We start from the raw sequence: 17457 nt of genomic DNA, 5'->3' as shown, positions 1-17457 counted from the left end.
CCGAACTGGCGCTGGACAGCCCTGAAGACAATCAAGAACGTCTGCGGCGAATCAAACTCGCCCTCGACGAATACCGTGGCGGCGACGACCACCTGCCGCTGGGAGACTGACATGCAGTACGACACCCTGATCCGCAAGGCGCTGGTTATCGACGGCAGCAACACCCCCGGCTATAAGGCAGACGTGGCAATTCTCAATGGCCGCATCGAGCGCATCGGCGATCTGCCCGACGCCCGCGCCAGCGAAGAAATCGACGCCGCCGGCCGGGTGCTGGCGCCGGGTTTCATCGACGTGCACACCCACGACGACACCGTGGTCATCCGCCAACCCGAGATGCTGCCCAAGCTTAGCCAGGGCGTGACCACGGTGATTGTCGGCAACTGCGGCATCAGCGCTTCGCCGGTCACTTTGAAGGGCAATCCGCCGGACCCGATGAACCTGCTCGGCAGCGCAGCGGCGTTCGTTTACCCGCGTTTCAGCGACTACCGCGCCGCCGTCGAAGCGGCCAATACCACGCTGAATGTCGCCGCGCTGGTTGGCCACACGGCGCTGCGCAGCAATCACCTCGACGACTTGTTCCGCACCGCGACCCCCGACGAAATCACCGCCATGCGCGGGCAGTTGCGCGACAGTCTCGAGGCTGGCGCGTTGGGTTTATCCACAGGCCTGGCCTACGCCAGCGCCTTCAACGCCTCGACCGATGAAGTCATGCAACTGACCGAAGAACTGACGGCGTTCGGCGCGGTGTACACCACCCATCTGCGCAGCGAATTCGCCCCGGTGCTGGAGGCGATGGACGAAGCATTTCAGATCGGCCGCCACGCAAAATCGCCGGTGATCATTTCCCACCTCAAATGCGCTGGCGTCGGTAACTGGGGACGCAGTCCGCAATTGCTCGCAGCGCTGGAAGAGGCAGCGAAAACCCATCCGGTCGGTTGCGATTGCTATCCCTATGCGGCGAGTTCCTCGACCCTGGATTTGAAGCAAGTCACCGATGCCCATCGCATCACCATCACCTGGTCGACGCCGCACCCGGAAGTCAGCGGGCGCGACCTGATCGACATTGCTGGCGAATGGAAACTGTCGCTGGAAGAAACCGCGAAACGTCTGCAACCGGCGGGCGCGGTGTACTACGGCATGGACGAGGCCGATGTCAGAAGAATCCTCGCCCATCCGCTTTCGATGGTCGGTTCTGACGGACTGCCCGAAGACCCGTTCCCGCATCCGCGCCTGTGGGGCGCTTTCCCACGTGTGCTGGGCCATTTCAGTCGCGACGTTGGCCTGTTTCCCCTGCACACCGCCGTGCACAAGATGACTGGTCTGTCGGCGGCGCGTTTTGGCTTGCAGGAACGCGGCGAGATTCGTGAAGGGCATTGGGCGGATCTGGTGTTGTTCGATCCGGCGACCGTGCGTGACGTGGCCGATTTCAACGATCCGCAACGGGCGGCGCAGGGGATCGACGGGGTTTGGATCAACGGCGTGTTGAGTTATCGCGATGGACAGGCGAATGGGGCGAGGGCAGGGCGGTTTCTTGCGCGACAGGGCGACCTGCGCGACCACTTTCGTTAAGGATTCGTGGTGTGCGTCACAGTGATGGCACATTGCAATTAAAGAAAGCCATCCACAAGCCGATTTGCTGACATCCTCCCCGTCTACACTGTGGGGCCAATCAGTCAGGGAGCACCCCATGAGCTTCGGCAAAACCACCCCGATCCTGCGGATCTTCGATGAGGCCAAGGCTGTCGAGTTCTACGTCGATTTTCTTGGTTTCAAGATCGACTGGCAGCATCGCTTCGAAGCGAATTTTCCGCTGTATCTGCAGGTGTCACGGGGCGAGTGTGTGCTGCATCTGTCCGAGCATCACGGCGATGCGTGCCCGGGGTCGGCGCTGCGTATCGAGACCGATGAGCTGGAGGCGTTTCAGCAGCAACTGATGGCCAAGGATTACAAGTTCTCGCACCCGCAGATTCAGGCGATGCCGTGGGGGAGTCAGGACATGACGATCGCCGATCCGTTTGGCAATCGGTTGGTGTTTACCAATGCGATCAGTCTTTGAATTTAGCGCCAGAGATCAAAAGCCCCTCACCCTAGCCCTCTCCCGGAGGGAGAGGGGACCGATTGGGGGATGCTCGGGAGTTACGCCGACCTGAATGTTCTGTGCTGAATCCATAATCGAATTGAATGCATGGCGTCGAATCCATAATCGACTCGGTCTTTCAGGTCGACGGACAGCGCAAGACAACCGGGTCGGCTCCCTCTCCCTTGGGAGAGGGCTGGGGTGAGGGGTAACCCCTGACACCCCACAAAAACCAGCCCACACCAAATTCCTCAAAAACCCTCAATCAGTCGGCACCAACCGATCCAGCACCCGATTCACCGCCATCTCCGCGACCATCACAATCTGCGCAATGCCCTGCAACGTCTTGCGCTGCGAGCCGTTCACCAGCCCAGCCTGATCGTTGAGCATCACCGTCGCCGACCCTAGTGTTTCGCAGGCGTCGGCCAATAGCGATTCGTTGTCGGCCTCGGGATTGGCCAGGGACAGCGTGTTGGATTTGTAGGGCTGGGCCATGAATTCAGCGCTGGACGGGCCGAGGTAATGATCGAGGGCGCGGTCGGCGGCTTCGTGGAGTTTCTTTGAGTCGGCGGATTCGTAGGGGGATGCCGAGTCGGTGGGGGGCGGGTTTGGGGTTACTTTGAACATATCCAGATCCTCATTTGGCTGACCACCGCTTTCCTACTAAAGAAAGTGGAGGCAGCTGTGCGCAGGTTAGTAGACCGGGGATCTGGGAAACCGGCGCGCCCGAGAGCGCCCTGCGCACAGCCACCATAAAGCTCAGGCGAGACCTGACTGTCTGATGAACGATGCACCCCAAATACTCCGGGCTACTAAACCCGATCACTGATAGGCAGTGACGCAATCACAGTAGCGATGAGGTCTGGGGCGCACAAGCCGGCGGATTCTGGCGCAGGCGTAGGCAGCGGCGCAAGGAATTGTGGGTGGTTTCGCTGAATGTCTGGCGGCTTTAAACAGTTGTGCCAAGACGTGTTTAATCGGTGTGGCGAATGACGCCTTCGCGAGCAGGCTCGCTCCCACAGGGGATCTGCGGTGAACTCGGAAATGCAGACAACCGAGAACTACTGTGGGAGCGAGCCTGCTCGCGAAGAGGCCATCAGCATCACCGCCGATTCCGCAACCGAAACTCCCCCGGCGGCATCCCGCGCCAGCTCTTGAAGGTGCGATGAAATGAGCGCGGTTCGGTAAAGCCCAGATACTGCGCAATGTCCTGAATCGGCAAAGTGCTGTTGAGCAAGTAGTGCTCCGCCAACTCCTGACGCAGCTCATCAAGAATCTGCTGATACGACGTCCCCGCCTGCTGCAATTGCCGCTGCAACGTGCGCACCGAGACGCTGAGCTGTTCGGCCACTTGCTCCTTGCGCGGCAGGCCCTCCTTGAGCAAACCGCGCAGGATGTTTTTCACCTGCTCCCCGAGTGACGCATCCCCCAGCGTCGCCAGCAAACCCATCGCGTGTTCTTCCAGCGTTCGCAGCAATTGCGCATCGGCCTGGCGCAGTGGCAACTGCAAATACGCCAGCGGCACCACCAGCGCCGAATACGCCTGATCGAACCGCACCGGGCAACCAAAAAACGCCTCATATTCGGCCTGCGTCACCGCATCCGGCCGCGCATGCTCCAGCCATACGCAGGCCGGCGACAGCTGCGTGTCGGCGATCCAGCGCGCGTAGTGCAGCCACGAACCGAGCACGTTTTCCACCAGATGCCGACGAATCCGTGGCCGCTCGTAGCGGCAGGTCCAGATCAGATGCACGTGCTCGCCCAGCACCTCGGCGCGGCTGACGCCCATGTCGCCGACGAGTTTTTCGAACGGCATGATCCGGCTCATCGCATCGCCCAACGTCGCGCAATTCATGGTGATGTAACCGAGCACGCTCCACGAATTGGGCAGGACGAAATTCGCCGCATGCAGCCCGAACAACCCATCGCCCGAGTGCTCGCAGAAATAATCCAGCAAGCGCTCGTGAACCTCACCCGGCAGGCGCAGGGTGTTGTCGCTCAACTGCTGCGCCTGCAACCCGGCCGCCGCCAACGCAGGCTCGATGGCCATGCCCAACTGTTCGGCATGGCGCAGGTATTTGAGCAGCGGCGGAACGGAAGTGAAGCCGAGCGATGGCATGGTCGCGGTCCTTTGATCGACGGCGCGTGAGCGAATGAATGCCGCAAGGTAAGTGGATTGCCCGGCGAAAGTAAATGCCCGGACGTTTGGCGCCATTCGCTACAGGATCTGGCCGGATGCGACCGTGACAGATCTCCAGCGCTGACTAGTATGCAAGCTTGATCCAACGGCAGAAAAAGGACATACGCATGCGACGCTGGAACGGCTGGGGAGAGGCAGGCACGGTGGTCGAACTGCCGGCCCAGGGCACGACATTTCTCCACGAACGCCTGGGCGCTGGCCGCGCATTGCCGGATGCGACGTTGGCAGCGGCGTTGGCGCAAGTGCCGACCTCGCGCCTGGTGCCGCACCGCTTGTACAGCATCGATACTCACGATCGCCTGCTGCACGCGCGCGGCCAGAGCCTGCCGGATTGGTTGGCATTACGCGAAGGCGCACTGGGCACGTATCCCGATGCCGTGGCGTTTCCTGAAACGGCCGAACAGATCCGCCAATTGCTGGCGCTCGCCCATGATCAGGATCTGTGCCTGATTCCCTATGGCGGCGGCACATCGGTGGCCGGGCACATCAATCCGCCGAACTCCACGCGGCCGGTGCTGACGGTGTCGCTGGCGCGGATGAATCGTCTGACCGACCTCGACGAACACAGCCTGTTGGCGACGTTCGGCCCCGGCGCCAGCGGGCCGCAAGTCGAAAGCCAATTGCGCGCGCGCGGCTACACGCTGGGACATTTCCCGCAGTCATGGGAGCTGTCGACGCTGGGCGGTTGGGTGGCCAGCCGTTCCAGTGGTCAGCAGTCGTTGCGCTACGGGCGGATCGAGCAATTGTTCGCGGGCGGCACCCTGGAAACCTTCGCCGGGCCTCTGCAGATTCCGACATTTCCGGCGTCGGCGGCTGGACCGGATCTGCGTGAAGTGGTGCTCGGTTGCGAAGGCCGTTTCGGGATCATTTCCGAAGTCAAGGTGCGGGTCAGCGCGTTGCCGGCGGACGAACGTTTCTACGGTGTGTTCCTGCCCGACTGGCCGCACGCGCTGCAAGCAATCCGGCAACTGGCGCAGGCGCGCGTACCGCTGTCGATGCTGCGCCTGTCCAACGCGGTGGAAACCGAAACGCAACTGGCGCTGGCGGGCCATCCGCAACAGATCGCCTGGCTGGAGAAGTACCTCAAGCTGCGCGGCGCCGGCGACGGCAAATGCCTGCTGACCTTCGGTGTCACCGGCAATCGCCAGCAAAACGCACTGTCGCTGAAACACGCGCGCCAGCATCTGAAAGCCTTCGGCGGCGTGTTCACCGGCACCCTGCTGGGCAAGAAGTGGGCGCAGAACCGCTTCCGCTTTCCCTACCTGCGCGAGAACCTGTGGAACGCCGGCTACGTGGTCGACACCCTCGAAACCGCCACCGACTGGAGCAACGTCGACCACTTGCTCAGCCTGATCGAAAACAGCCTGCGCGACGCTTTGGCCGCCGAGGGCGAGCGCGTGCATGTGTTCACTCATCTCTCGCACGTTTACGGCGAAGGATCGAGCATTTACACCACCTACGTGTTTCGCCCGGCAGCCGACTATGCGGCGACGCTGGCGCGCTGGCGGGTGCTCAAACACGCGGCCAGCCAGACCATCGTCGACAACCACGGCACCATCAGTCATCAGCACGGCGTCGGCAAGGATCACGCGCCGTATCTGCTACGGGAAAAAGGCCCGCTGACGATGCAGACGTTGCAGGCACTGAGTGAACATTTCGACCCGGAGGGGCGCCTCAATCCCGGCACATTATTGCCAGAGTCGCGGCCATGACGGCGAACTGGAACGCGCAATGGCGCGAGCAGACTCTGCCGACGCTGGCGGATGAAACCTGGGACCTGATCGTCATCGGCGGCGGCATCAGCGGCGCCGGAATCGTCCGCGAAGCGGCGCGGCGGGGCTGGCGCTGTCTGCTGCTGGAGCAGCGCGATTTCGCCTGGGGCACCTCCAGCCGATCATCGAAAATGGTCCACGGCGGTTTGCGTTACATCGCCAAGGGCCAGTGGCGCCTGACCCGCGATTCGGTGCGCGAGCGTCAGCGCCTCCTCGACGAGGCGCCGGGGCTGGTCGAGCCGATGAGTTTCATGATGCCGCACTATCGCGGCGGCTTTCCCGGGCCGCGCGTCATGGGCGGCTTGCTCTCGGTGTACGACGCGCTGGCGGGGCGGCGCAACCATGCTTTACATGACGCCCAGCAACTGCGTTTTCTCGCCCCGGGGGTTAAGGAAAACGGCCTGCTCGGCGGCAGCTGTTTTGTCGATGCACTGACTGATGACGCGCGGCTGGTGATGCGCGTACTGCGCGAGGCCCGGGCCGATGGCGCGGTGGTGCTCAATGGTGTGCGGGTCACGCAACTGCTGCGTGAAGGCGGGCGGGTGTGCGGGGTTCAGATCGAAGATGGCGAGAGCGGGGCGACGCTGCAATTGCGCTCCGCTGTGTTGGCCGTGGCCACAGGCGCTTGGGCTGAGCGCTTGCGTCCCGCCGAAGCAGCGAAGCAATTGCGCCCGTTGCGCGGCAGTCATCTGTTGCTGCCGGGCTGGCGTCTGCCGGTGGCGCAGGCGTTCACTTTTCTCCATGCGCGCGATCGGCGCCCGGTGTTTGTCTTTCCCTGGGAAGGCGCGACGGTGGTCGGCACTACGGACCTCGATCACCGCGAAGACCTCGACCACAGCGCGCGCATTTCCAGCGACGAACTCGACTATCTGCTCGCCGCGTGCCAGCAGCAATTTCCCGGCGCCGAAGTGGGCGTCGACGACGTGCTGTCGACCTGGTCAGGCGTGCGTCCGGTGGTCGGCAGCGCGACGGGTGCGCAGCAGGGCAAACCGTCTAACGAAACCCGCGAGCATGTGCTGTGGCAAGAGCCCGGTTGCGTGACTTTGGCCGGCGGCAAACTGACCACATTTCGCCCGCAAGCGATCGAAGTGCTCAAGGCTTGCGCGGGGATGCTCGGGCGCTCTTTTGTCGATGACGGCGCGCCGGTATTCGCCGCTGTGCCGCCGCTGACGATTGCGGGACTGAGCGCCAGTCAATGGCGACGCTTGGCCGGGCGTCACGGTCGAGACCTGCCGAGGCTGGCGAAATTGCTCGGCGAACTCGGTCCGGAAACGGTAGGCGCCAGCGATACGTTGTGGGCCGAACTGGCGTTCGCCTGCGAGGCGGAAATGATTCTGCACCTGGATGATTTGTTGCTGCGCCGCACCCGTTTGGGCCTGTTGCTGCCGCGCGGTGGTGAGGATTATCTGCCTGCAATTCGCACGCTCTGCCAGCCACGATTGGCCTGGGACGATGAGCGCTGGCTAGCGGAAATTCAGCGTTATCGATTGTTGTGGCTGCGCGATCACGGCCTGCCGGAGATCACGCCATGAAATACCTGTTAGCGATCGACAACGGCACCCAGAGCGTGCGCGCGTTGCTCTTCGATCTGCAGGGCAACCTGCTCGGCAAAGGCAAAGTCGACTTGCAGGCGTACTACTCGACGCAACCCGGTTGGGCCGAGCAGGATCCGGAATATTACTGGGCGAAACTCGGCGAGGCCTGCCAGCAACTCTGGCAGCAGACCGGCATCGACCGTGCGCAGATTGCCGGCGTGTCTCTGACCACCCAGCGCGGCACCGTGATCAATGTCGACGCCGAGGGCAAACCGCTGCGCCCGGCGATTGTCTGGCTCGATCAACGTCAGGCTGAGGTCGAGGGCGGCATCAAAGGGCCGTGGGGCTGGCTGTTCAAACTGGTCGGCGCCCAAGCGACGGTGGATTATTTCCGCGCCCAGGCCGAGGCCAACTGGATCGCCCGGCATCAGCCCGAGGTGTGGGCGGCGACCGACAAGTATTTACTGCTTTCAGGCTTCCTCACACATCGCTTGTGCGGGCGCTTCGTCGACTCCATCGGCTGTTGCGTCGGCTATCTGCCCTTCGACTTCAAACGGCTGAAGTGGGCGGCGCCGCGCGACTGGAAATGGCAGGCACTGGCGGTGCGCCCCGAGCAGTTGCCAACCCTGCATAAACCCGGCGAAACCCTCGGCTACATCACGGCCGAAGCCGCCCGGCACACAGGCATTCCCGAAGGCCTGCCGCTGATCGCGGCGGGCGCGGACAAGGCCTGCGAAGTGATCGGCTCCGGCGTGGTCGATGCGCGCACCGTGTGCCTGTCCTACGGCACCACCGCGACCATCACCAGCACCCGCTCGCGCTACCTGGAAATCGTACCGCTGATCCCACCGTACCCCTCGGCCGTGCCCGATCAGTACAACTGCGAAGTAATGATCTATCGCGGCTACTGGATGGTCAGCTGGTTCAAGAACGAATTCGGCCTGCGCGAGATGCAGCAGGCAAAAGAGCAGGGCATCGAGCCGGAGCAACTGTTCGACGCGCTGGTCAACGCGGTGCCGCCGGGTTCGATGGGTCTGATGCTGCAACCGTACTGGTCACCGGGCATCCGCGAACCGGGCGTGGAGGCCAAAGGCGCGATGATCGGCTTCGGCGACGTACACACCCGTGCGCACATCTACCGGGCCATTCTCGAAGGCCTGGCCTTCGCGCTGCGCCAGGGCATGGAGAGCATCGAGCGACGCTCAAAGGTCTCGATCCAGCGCCTGCGCGTCGCCGGCGGCGGCTCACAAAGCGACGCCGCCATGCAACTGACCGCCAACATCTTCGGCCTGCCGGCAGAGCGCCCGCATGTGTATGAAGCGTCCGGGTTGGGGGCGGCGATTTGCTGTGCGGTGGGGTTGGGATTGCATCGGGATTTTCCATCGGCCATTGCGGCGATGACTCGGGTGGGGGCGGTTTTCACACCGCAGCCTGAGGCGCAGAAGGTTTATGAACAGTTGTACAGAGAGGTGTATTTGCGTATGTACCGGCAGCTCAAACCGCTGTACCAAAGCATCCGCAAAATCACCGGGTATCCCGAATAGTCCCGACACCATAGACCCCTGTGGGAGCGAGCCTGCTCGCGAGTGCGCAGTGTCAGTCAATGATGATCTGAATGATCCACCGCTTTCGCGAGCAGGCTGACTCCCACAGGGTTTTGCGGTGTGATCAAAATCCAGCGTGGCACACAAATCCAAAGGTGGGAGCGAGCCTGCTCGCGAAGGCGGAGTGTCAGGCAATGTTGATTTGGCTGATCCACCGCCTTCGCGAGCAAGCTCGCTCCCACAGGGGTATTGCGGTGTGCTCAAATCCTGTGACCCACATAAATCCAAATGTGGGAGCGAGCTTGCTCGCGAATGCGCAGTGTCAGGCAACTTTGATTTGATTGACCCACCGCCTTCGCGGGCAAGCCCGCTCCCACAAGGGATCTGCGGTGTGCTCAAAATCCTGTGACCCACACAAATCCAGATGTGGGAGCGAGCCTGCTCGCGAATGCGGAGTGTCAGGCAAGATGGATTTGACTGACCCACCGCCATCGCGGGCAAGCCCGCTTCCACGGTTATCGAGGTGAACACATCAACAGTGCTCGACCACGAAAACCTGTGGGAGCGGGCTTGCCCGCGATTCGGTTCCAGCCTCAGCGCAAAACCAACGTCATACGCGGAAGTGGCTGACCATCTGCTGCAGCTGACCACCCAACCGCGCGAGCTCAACACTCGACGCTGCCGTCTCATCACTCGCCGCTGCGGTCTGCTCGGACACGTCACGGACGTTGATGATGCTGCGGCTGATCTCTTCGGCCACGGCGCTTTGCTGTTCGGCAGCGGCGGCGATCTGCTGGTTCATCGACTGGATGTTCGACACCGTGCGGGTGATGTTTTCCAGAGAGGCGCCGGCCTTGCGCGTTAGGGCGACGCTGCTGTCGGTCAGCGCGCGGCTGTTGTTCATCACCGCCGAAACCTGCTGGGTGCCGTTCTGCAGACCGGCGACCAGACCTTCGATTTCCTCAGTCGACTTCTGCGTACGCTGAGCCAAACCACGCACCTCATCGGCGACCACGGCAAACCCACGCCCGGCTTCACCGGCACGCGCTGCTTCGATCGCGGCGTTGAGCGCGAGCAGGTTGGTCTGTTCGGCAACAGCCTTGATCACGTCCATCACGCTGCCAATCTTGTCGCTTTCCTGTTGCAGCACGCTCATCGCTTCGGTCGAGCGCACCACTTCGCTGGCCAGACGCTCGATCTGCGCAATCGCTTCATTCACAACCTTGTCGCCTTCACGGGCTTCGCCGTCCGCAGCGGCAGCGGCTTGCGACGCTTCCTCGGCATTGCGCGCAACTTCCTGCACCGTGGCAGTCATTTCGTGCATGGCCGTGGCGACCTGATCGGTCTCGACTTTCTGGCTGTTCACACCGGCGCTGGTCTGCTCGGTCACGGCCGACAACTCTTCAGCGGCGCTGGCGATCTGAGTGACGCCGTCGCGGATGCCACTGATCAAATCACGCAGGGTCACGCCCATGCGCGCAATGCCTTGCTGCAACACGCCGAGTTCATCGCGACGGGTAACGGTGACATTCTGGGTCAGGTCGCCGCTGGCGATGCGCTCGACCACGGCCAGGGTTTCCTGCAACGGACGGGTGATCTGACGGGTGATGATCACTGCTGCAATCACGCCAACCAGCAGCGCCAGCAACGTGCTGATCAACTGGAAGGTGCGCGCCTGAGCGCTTTCAGCATCACGGCGATCAAGCTGGATCTGGTACAGCTGCTCGCTCAGGGCGACGATGGTGGTGCCCTGATCGGTCATTTCCTTACGCGCCTGCACGGCTTCGGTGTTGGCGTTCTTGTACGCCATCAACGCGCCGCGATAGCTGGTCAGCGCGGTTTCCAATTGGCGCAGGGCATCCTGCTGAGTCGCGGCAAATTGCGCATTCAGCGGTTTGAGGCTGGCGATGGCCGCGTCGATCTGGCCGACGGCTTTCTGCTCGGTCTCGGCGTTGCTGGTCGCGGTGTAACCACGCACTTCATAGCGCGCGAGGATGAACGCTTCCTTCGCCGCAGTAACCGCCTGGAACTGCTCGAAACGCTGATCGCTCAACTCCATCTGCTGCACGCGCTGGCTGATCGATTCGATCAGGTTGTAGGCGTTCTGGGCGTTGACGCTCATGGTGTCGCGCGCGCTGTTGCCGGTGCGATAGGCGTTGCGCATTTTGTTCAGCGAGGTCTGGTATTCAGCGATGGTCGCAGCCTGCTGCTTGAGCAGTTTGACGTTCTCCGGACTCTTGAATTTGCTGATCAACGCCTGCTGCTGAGCGGCGAAACTTTCCAGGGTGGTCTGCACATTCTGCGCGGCGGTTTCGTCGCCGTTGGTCAGCATGTATTGCAGGCGCACCACGCGCAGTTTGGTCAGGCCGGCGTTGAGCTGGGTGATGTCGCTCATCCAGTTGCTGCGGTCGATCAGGCCGCCGAGGCTGGTCCAGCCGGTCAGCGCCAGAACGCAGGTCAGGGCCAGCACCAGGCCGAAGCCCAGGCCGAGTTTCATGTTCACGCTGATGTTACCGAACCAGCTATTCATGCAAATCCTCCAGAAACGTTGGGTTTCTTGGTCGTCAGTTAAGCTGGAAGATTGTTGTTCTTTTGAGCCAGCAGGGGTGTTAGCAGGTCTGTATCGGCCGCAAACCCGAGAGCTGAAAGGATTTTTGTCTGACAGATTTCGTGCAACTCAACCCAGGCGCCGCGACCAGCGCTGATCCGGCGCCTCGAACCCCGGATTGACCAGCGCCGTCAGCACATGATCCTGCCAACGCCCGGCAATGTTCAGATACGCCTTCGCGTAGCCCTCACGCTCAAAACCCAAACGCTCAAGCAACCGCGCACTGCGCTCATTGCCGGGAATGTAATTGGCCATGATCCGATGCAGATTCTGCACATCGAACATATAACCAATCCCCGCCTCCAGCCCCTCCTGCATCAAACCCTGCCCCTGATGCGCCTCATCGATGTGATAACCCAAATAACACGCCTGAAACGCCCCACGAATAATCCCGCTGAAATTGCACGCACCAATCATCTGCTGACCGTCCGGCGACAGCAGCGCGAAATGTATCGCCAATCCGGCCTCGAAGGCGCTGGCCTGGATCTCGAGACGACGTCGGATGTTGGCGGTGGAGATATAGTCGGTGGTGCGGATGGGCGACCAGCGGGCGAGGTGACGCTGGTTGCGTAGGTAGAAAGCGCTTTCGAGCTCGGCTTGATCGGGGGAGAGGATCGCCAGCGTCAGGCGCGGGCAGGGCAGGGATAACAGCGGCATCGAGCGCTCCTTGGCGAGGGATCTGCTGGCAGAGTCGCGCATATGGTGGGGAGCGGCAAGATATGGAGAAGCCGAGGCGAAAAAAAGCCCGCTAGGAGCGCGGGCGAACCGTAGTTTCTTGAATGAGCGGGGGGATTTTATCGGTTCGCGGGGTGGGGTGCGGTGAAGAAAAATTCATCGTGCTGGGCGGTGGGCTCGATGTGTTTGTTGACGGGAATATACCAATCACCAGATGCGACGAAGCCCGCATTGGGCGGGCTCTGTCGTTGAGGGTCGATGGGCCTCGAACCGTTGGTTCGGACTCGTAACTGAAGGCCGTCGCCGCCGGTCAATATGTATTCCGAAAGTTATCAGTCAGTGGGCTTGGAATACGCCTTGGAATACATTTCAAAATGGATCTGCATGAAGCGCTGTGGGGCCCAATAGCCCTGAAACCCCCGTATTTACTGGATTTCAGGCACAAAAAAAGACGTCCGTGGACGTCTTTAGATGATGAAGTGGTGGAGCCGGGGGGATTTGAACCCCCGTCCGCCAGTACTCCGCTGTCGGTACTACATGCGTAGCCGTGTCTATTAAGTTAACCCTCAGCGACCCGACGGGCAGGGTGCTTTGGGCGAGTTGTGTAAGTTTTAGCCGCTTCGTCCACAACGTACTGCACGGCGATTCTGTTCTATATGACAATCATTTCGGGTTTACAGACATCCCCTGATGATTGCTGGACCCGAAGGTACCAGGAGCATTGTCAGCTGCAATTAAGCAGCGAGAGCAACACCGTATTGGTCGTCATTGGCAACTATAAGTAGTTGCAACAGTGGATTTACGACTTCTGTTACCAAGTCGGCATGCACCTAGAGTTTCGCAACCGGCGTCGAATCCTAAACGGCCCCGAACTCATTGCCCGGTGAATCTGTTCGGGCAACAAGCGTGCACAGTGTACGTCAAAACGCTTGGCAGGCCAACCCGAAGGTTGGCCTGCGCGACATCAGTTACGCGTCGGGTTACGGATCTGCATCTTGCTGATGATGCCGTTGGTAACCTCGATGCATTCCTTATCGTTGCCGGACGCCTGGGCCGCAGTGGCTTTTTCCTGTGCTTCCTTGATGTTATTCATGGAGCTTTCAGGAAGGGACGGCTGGCTGGTGACGAAGTCTTTGATGCTTTGAAGATTCCCGGCACAAAGGTCTTTGTCGGCCGCGAACACCGGCGAGGCCAGAAGTGCACCAGTGATAAACAATCCAGCAATTGCAGAATGCTTCATGGGTATCTCCTTGAACGATGGGGGCTCGGTGCTGCCGGACGGTCTGGCCGCGATGCCGAGGTCAAGACAAGCGAGGTCAGTATAGGACCTGTCTGGTTGACCGCTTCGCTGCGCAGGAATTCGGTTTTATTTGCAACGAATGTCAAATGGCCAGATCGGTCGACCAGGTGTCGATGCAGCCGACCTGTAAAAGGTCGGCGCATGAATCATTTTTTGGTGTCACCGGTAGCGTTTTGAATGTCCAGCAGGGTTTGCTGGGTTTCAGCGAGGCAGTCGTCAATCTTGCCTTGTGCTTTCAGGGCGCGGGCTTTGCTGACACTGGCCGAGACGCGCGCATTCAGATCCGGTGACGTCTGGTATTGAGTCTTGGCGCTATCGATTCTCTGCAGATTGGCATCGCACAAATCGGCGGGTTTTTCAGCGGCGAACGAAGTGGACGCCATCATCGAGGCAGTGACAAACAGACCTAACATTACAGAGCGGTTCATGTGTATCTCCTTGAACTGAGGGTTCAGACTTCGCTGACCGTTGAACAGGCCCCGAATGGTCCGGGGCATGTGCAGTGGACTACCGCCTCGCTCAAGGGTTCTGATTTTTTCCTCAGCAGGCTTTCGCCCGTGTCACCCGATCCACCAGATAAACCAGCCCGTGGTAGTCGATGCCACCGTGCTGGGTCAGGCCGATTTCGCACGTGCGGCTGGTGGAAATGCCCTCGCTGCAGTGCTGCACGGCATCCTTGAGCGTACGCAGCGAATGGCTGTTCAGCTCCGGTGTGGTGAAGCCTTTGTCGCCGGCAAATCCGCAGCAATGTATGCCTTCAGGAATCACCACGGTGTTGCTGCATTTGCGCGCCAGATCGATCAGCGCCTGGCTTTCGCCCAAGTGCTGAGTGCTGCAGGTCACGTGCACGGCAATCGGCGCTTCCTGGGGTGTGAAGTCCAGACGATCCAGCAGATGCGTACGGATGAAGCGCACCGGATCGTACAGATCCAGTCGTGTTTCGCCGATGTCCTGAACCAGTCGCAACGTACACGGGCTGGTGTCGCAATAGATCGGGTCGAGGCCGCCGCGACTGGCGTGGAGCAGGGCGCTGATCAGTTCCTGGCGTTTGTGCTCGGCCTGTTCGGCGTAGCCTTTGGAGGCGAACGGCTGACCGCAGCAGAGGTTGTCCTGATTGTCGGGAAAGACTACCTGGTAGCCGGCCTTTTCCAGCAGGCTACGGGTTTTGTCGTACAGCGACATTTGTTCTTTGTCACCCGCCGCCGGGCCCATGACCCGCGATACGCAAGCTGCCAGATAAACCACGCGCGGGCGCTCGTCGGCCACGCTCGGGCTGAAGCGAATGGCTTTTTCCGGCTGTGGCATGGCGTTGGTCCACAACGGCACCTGGCCTTTGGACAAGCGCGTCAGCGTCGCCGACAACTTTGCCAGACGCGGTGCGCCGAGCATCATCCGCGCGCCGTTGGCGACGTGCAGGGTGAAGCGCGCGCCTTGCAGGGTCTTGGCGAAATTTCCTTCGATCCAGTCTGCGGTTTTCTGATGCTTGGCGTGTCGGCCACGGAGTTTTTTCACCAGCTCGCCGGTGTTGATGCCTACAGGGCAGCGTTGCGCGCACAGGCCGGTTGCGGCGCAGGTGTCGATGCCTTGGTAGTCGTAGGCTTTTTCCAGTTCGGTGGTGTCGACGCCGGCGCGCTTTTTCGCCTGGATATCGCGCCAGATCACGATGCGCTGGCGCGGGCTCAGGGTCAGGCCTTTCGATGGGCAGACCGGTTCGCAGAAACCGCACTCGATGCACTTGTCCACAATCTCGTCCGCCGCCGGCAGCGGTTTCAGGTGCTTGAGGTGGATCTGCGGATCTTCGCTGAGCACCACGTCCGGATTGAGAATGCCGTTGGGGTCGAGCAGGCGTTTGAGCTGCCACATCAGTTGATAGGCGTCGCTGCCCCATTCCAGCTCAACGAACGGCGCCATGTTGCGGCCGGTGCCGTGTTCGGCCTTCAGCGAGCCGCCGAATTCCACGGCGACCAGTTGCGCGACGTCGTCCATGAACGCTTGGTAGCGTGCGATTTCTTCCGGGCTGTTGAAGCCTTGGGTGAAGACGAAGTGCAGATTGCCTTCCAGTGCGTGTCCGAAAAGGATCGCTTCGTCGTAGGCATGTTTGTCGAACAGCTCGATCAGGCGATTGACGCCGATGGCCAGTTGTTCGACCGGGAAGGTCACGTCTTCGATGATTACTGTGGTGCCGGTTTTGCGCACGGCGCCGACGGCGGGGAAGGTGTCTTTGCGGATGGCCCAGAGGCGGGCGTTTTCCACCGGGTCTTCAGTGAAGTCGACCTGCTTCTCTACGGGGAAATCGCGCAGGGACGCCATGATTTGCGCCAGTTGCTCCCGCAGCAATGTCGACGAAGCGGCGCGGGATTCGATGAGCAGGGCGCAGGCATTTTCCGACAGAAGCTGTACGAAAGCGGGCATGCCTTTTTTGTCCTGCACCGAACGCAGACTGCGTCGGTCGAGCAACTCCACCGCTGATACCGGTTGGCTTTTCAGCACGGTCACCGCGTTGCAGCAGGTCTCGACATCGGGGAACACGATCAGCGCCGAGGCCTTGTTCGGGTGATCGATGACGGTGTCGTAAGTCACCGCGCTGATGAAGCCGAGCGTGCCTTCGGAGCCGACCAGCAGGTGGCTCAGGATATCCACAGGCTCGTCGAAATCCACCAGGGCGTTGAGCGACAGGCCGGTGGTATTTTTCAGACGGTATTTGTGGCGGATTCTTGCGGCCAATTCGGTGTTGGCGCGGGTCTCGCGGCCTAATGTCGCCAAGCGTTCGAGCAGGTCGCCGTGGCTGGAGCGAAATGCCGCGACGCTGGAAGGGTCTTCGCTGTCGAGGCGCGTGCCGTCGGCCAGCACCAAGCGAATCCCGGCCAGGGTGTGATAGGTATTCTGTGCAGTGCCACAGCACATGCCGCTGGCGTTGTTGGCGACGATGCCGCCGATCTTGCAGGCATTGATCGACGCCGGGTCCGGGCCGATCTTGCGTCCGAACGGTGCCAGCCAGGCGTTGGCCTGCGCGCCGATCACTCCCGGTTGCAGGCGGATTTGCGTGCCCTGGCCGCGAATCTCGCGGGCATTCCAGTTATCCCCGAGTACGATCAGCACCGAGTCGCTGATCGCCTGCCCGGACAGGCTGGTGCCGGCAGCGCGGAAGGTAACCGGCACCTTGTCGCGCTGGGCCAGTTGCAGCAGCGCCACGACTTCGTCTTCAGACTCGACGCGGATCACCAGTTTTGGGATCAGTCGATAGAAACTGGCGTCGGTGCCGAAGGCCAAGGTCGACAGCGGATCGTCGAAGCGCCGGTCTGCTGGAATCAGTTGCTCGGCATCACGCAGGAAAGCAGCAGGAAGACTCATTGATCCTCCAGAATCAGCACGACCAGATCTTTCGGGCCATGCGCGCCATACGCCAGCACCTGTTCAATATCGGCGGTTTTCGACGGGCCGGACACCAGCAGCGCGTTGGTCGGCATGCCTTGCGCCCATTCGAATTCCTCTTGCACTTGATAGAAGTTGTCGCGGATTTCGCTGGCCTTGAGCAGGGCGAAATGCACCGGCGGCACCAGGCTCATCAAGCGCGGTTCCTCACGGGTAGGCCAGATGATCAGGCTGCCGGTTGCGGCGATGGCACCGAGGGTGCCAGTGAGGCTGGCCGGGGTGTCGTTGAACAGCTCGGCTTTCCACTCTTCCATTGGCCGGTCGTAGGACTTCAGTTCTGGCAGCTCGCGATTGTTCGCCCAGTGCTGGGTGAT

The 17457-nt window shown here is 61.2% G+C and carries 13 protein-coding genes, 1 other RNA gene and 2 pseudogenes; 6 read left to right on the top strand and 10 right to left on the bottom strand.

The features are described from left to right. The 3 genes and pseudogenes from OQK_RS29895 to OQK_RS07280 form a co-directional block, all read left to right on the top strand. Window positions 1–110 (top strand): annotated as a pseudogene (locus tag OQK_RS29895) (MurR/RpiR family transcriptional regulator); the annotation flags it as partial. 1 nt (window position 111) lies between these two features. Further along, window positions 112–1569, top strand: coding sequence for an N-acyl-D-amino-acid deacylase family protein (locus OQK_RS07285; protein WP_016771790.1), 1458 nt, complete (start codon window positions 112–114; stop codon window positions 1567–1569). Between the two features lie 118 nt (window positions 1570–1687). After that, on the top strand, window positions 1688–2056 hold the full coding sequence (locus OQK_RS07280; RefSeq protein WP_016771789.1) for a glyoxalase superfamily protein: 369 nt from the start codon (window positions 1688–1690) through the stop codon (window positions 2054–2056). 282 nt (window positions 2057–2338) lie between these two features. Here the strand turns inward: OQK_RS07280 and OQK_RS07275 are convergent, their stop codons facing one another. Continuing rightward, a complete protein-coding gene (locus OQK_RS07275; RefSeq protein ID WP_016771788.1) occupies window positions 2339–2704 on the bottom strand; it encodes a DUF6124 family protein in 366 nt (121 codons plus the stop codon). Between the two features lie 475 nt (window positions 2705–3179). Beyond that, window positions 3180–4196, bottom strand: coding sequence for an AraC family transcriptional regulator GliR (gene gliR, locus OQK_RS07270; RefSeq protein ID WP_016771787.1), 1017 nt, complete (start codon window positions 4194–4196; stop codon window positions 3180–3182). A gap of 188 nt (window positions 4197–4384) precedes the next feature. Here gliR and OQK_RS07265 point away from each other — a divergent pair, with 188 nt between their 5' ends. The 3 genes from OQK_RS07265 to OQK_RS07255 are packed head-to-tail and all read left to right on the top strand — an operon-like array spanning window position 4385 to window position 9128. After that, entirely contained in the window at window positions 4385–5989 is a 1605-nt protein-coding gene (locus OQK_RS07265) for an FAD-binding oxidoreductase (protein ID WP_016771786.1), read from the top strand. After that, window positions 5986–7581: a glycerol-3-phosphate dehydrogenase/oxidase gene (locus OQK_RS07260; protein WP_016771785.1), complete on the top strand. Its 1596-nt coding sequence runs from the start codon at window positions 5986–5988 to the stop codon at window positions 7579–7581. The genes OQK_RS07265 and OQK_RS07260 overlap by 4 nt, the downstream gene beginning before the upstream one ends. After that, window positions 7578–9128 (top strand): FGGY-family carbohydrate kinase, encoded by a 1551-nt coding sequence (locus OQK_RS07255; protein ID WP_016771784.1) that lies wholly within the window; start codon window positions 7578–7580, stop codon window positions 9126–9128. The genes OQK_RS07260 and OQK_RS07255 overlap by 4 nt, the downstream gene beginning before the upstream one ends. A 610-nt stretch (window positions 9129–9738) precedes the next feature. Here OQK_RS07255 and OQK_RS31960 read toward each other — a convergent pair. From OQK_RS31960 to OQK_RS07225, 8 genes and pseudogenes are all read right to left on the bottom strand, one after another. After that, the gene (locus tag OQK_RS31960) at window positions 9739–10452 is read right to left on the bottom strand and encodes a methyl-accepting chemotaxis protein (protein ID WP_371915160.1); all 714 of its coding nucleotides are present in this window, start codon (window positions 10450–10452) and stop codon (window positions 9739–9741) included. A 144-nt stretch (window positions 10453–10596) separates the two neighbouring features. Then, window positions 10597–11523, bottom strand: a pseudogene (locus tag OQK_RS31955) (methyl-accepting chemotaxis protein); the annotation flags it as partial. Between the two features lie 282 nt (window positions 11524–11805). Then, the gene (locus OQK_RS07245; protein WP_016771782.1) at window positions 11806–12393 is read right to left on the bottom strand and encodes a GNAT family N-acetyltransferase; all 588 of its coding nucleotides are present in this window, start codon (window positions 12391–12393) and stop codon (window positions 11806–11808) included. Window positions 12394–12891: 498 nt separating this feature from the next. Next, window positions 12892–13280, bottom strand: a transfer-messenger RNA (tmRNA) gene (ssrA, locus tag OQK_RS29125). Between the two features lie 95 nt (window positions 13281–13375). Further along, window positions 13376–13651: a hypothetical protein gene (locus OQK_RS07240; RefSeq protein ID WP_016771781.1), complete on the bottom strand. Its 276-nt coding sequence runs from the start codon at window positions 13649–13651 to the stop codon at window positions 13376–13378. A gap of 206 nt (window positions 13652–13857) precedes the next feature. Next, window positions 13858–14139: a hypothetical protein gene (locus OQK_RS07235; RefSeq protein ID WP_016771780.1), complete on the bottom strand. Its 282-nt coding sequence runs from the start codon at window positions 14137–14139 to the stop codon at window positions 13858–13860. Between the two features lie 112 nt (window positions 14140–14251). Then, the gene (locus OQK_RS07230; protein ID WP_016771779.1) at window positions 14252–17062 is read right to left on the bottom strand and encodes an FAD-binding and (Fe-S)-binding domain-containing protein; all 2811 of its coding nucleotides are present in this window, start codon (window positions 17060–17062) and stop codon (window positions 14252–14254) included. Beyond that, on the bottom strand, window positions 17059–17457 hold a 399-nt coding region (locus OQK_RS07225), incomplete at its 5' end, for a LutC/YkgG family protein (RefSeq protein ID WP_038860682.1). The genes OQK_RS07225 and OQK_RS07230, both read right to left, overlap by 4 nt.

Source organism: Pseudomonas sp. R62 (assembly GCF_000257605.1).
Taxonomy (GTDB): Bacteria; Pseudomonadota; Gammaproteobacteria; order Pseudomonadales; family Pseudomonadaceae; genus Aquipseudomonas; species Aquipseudomonas atacamensis.
This window is presented reverse-complemented; position numbering and strand designations above follow the sequence as displayed.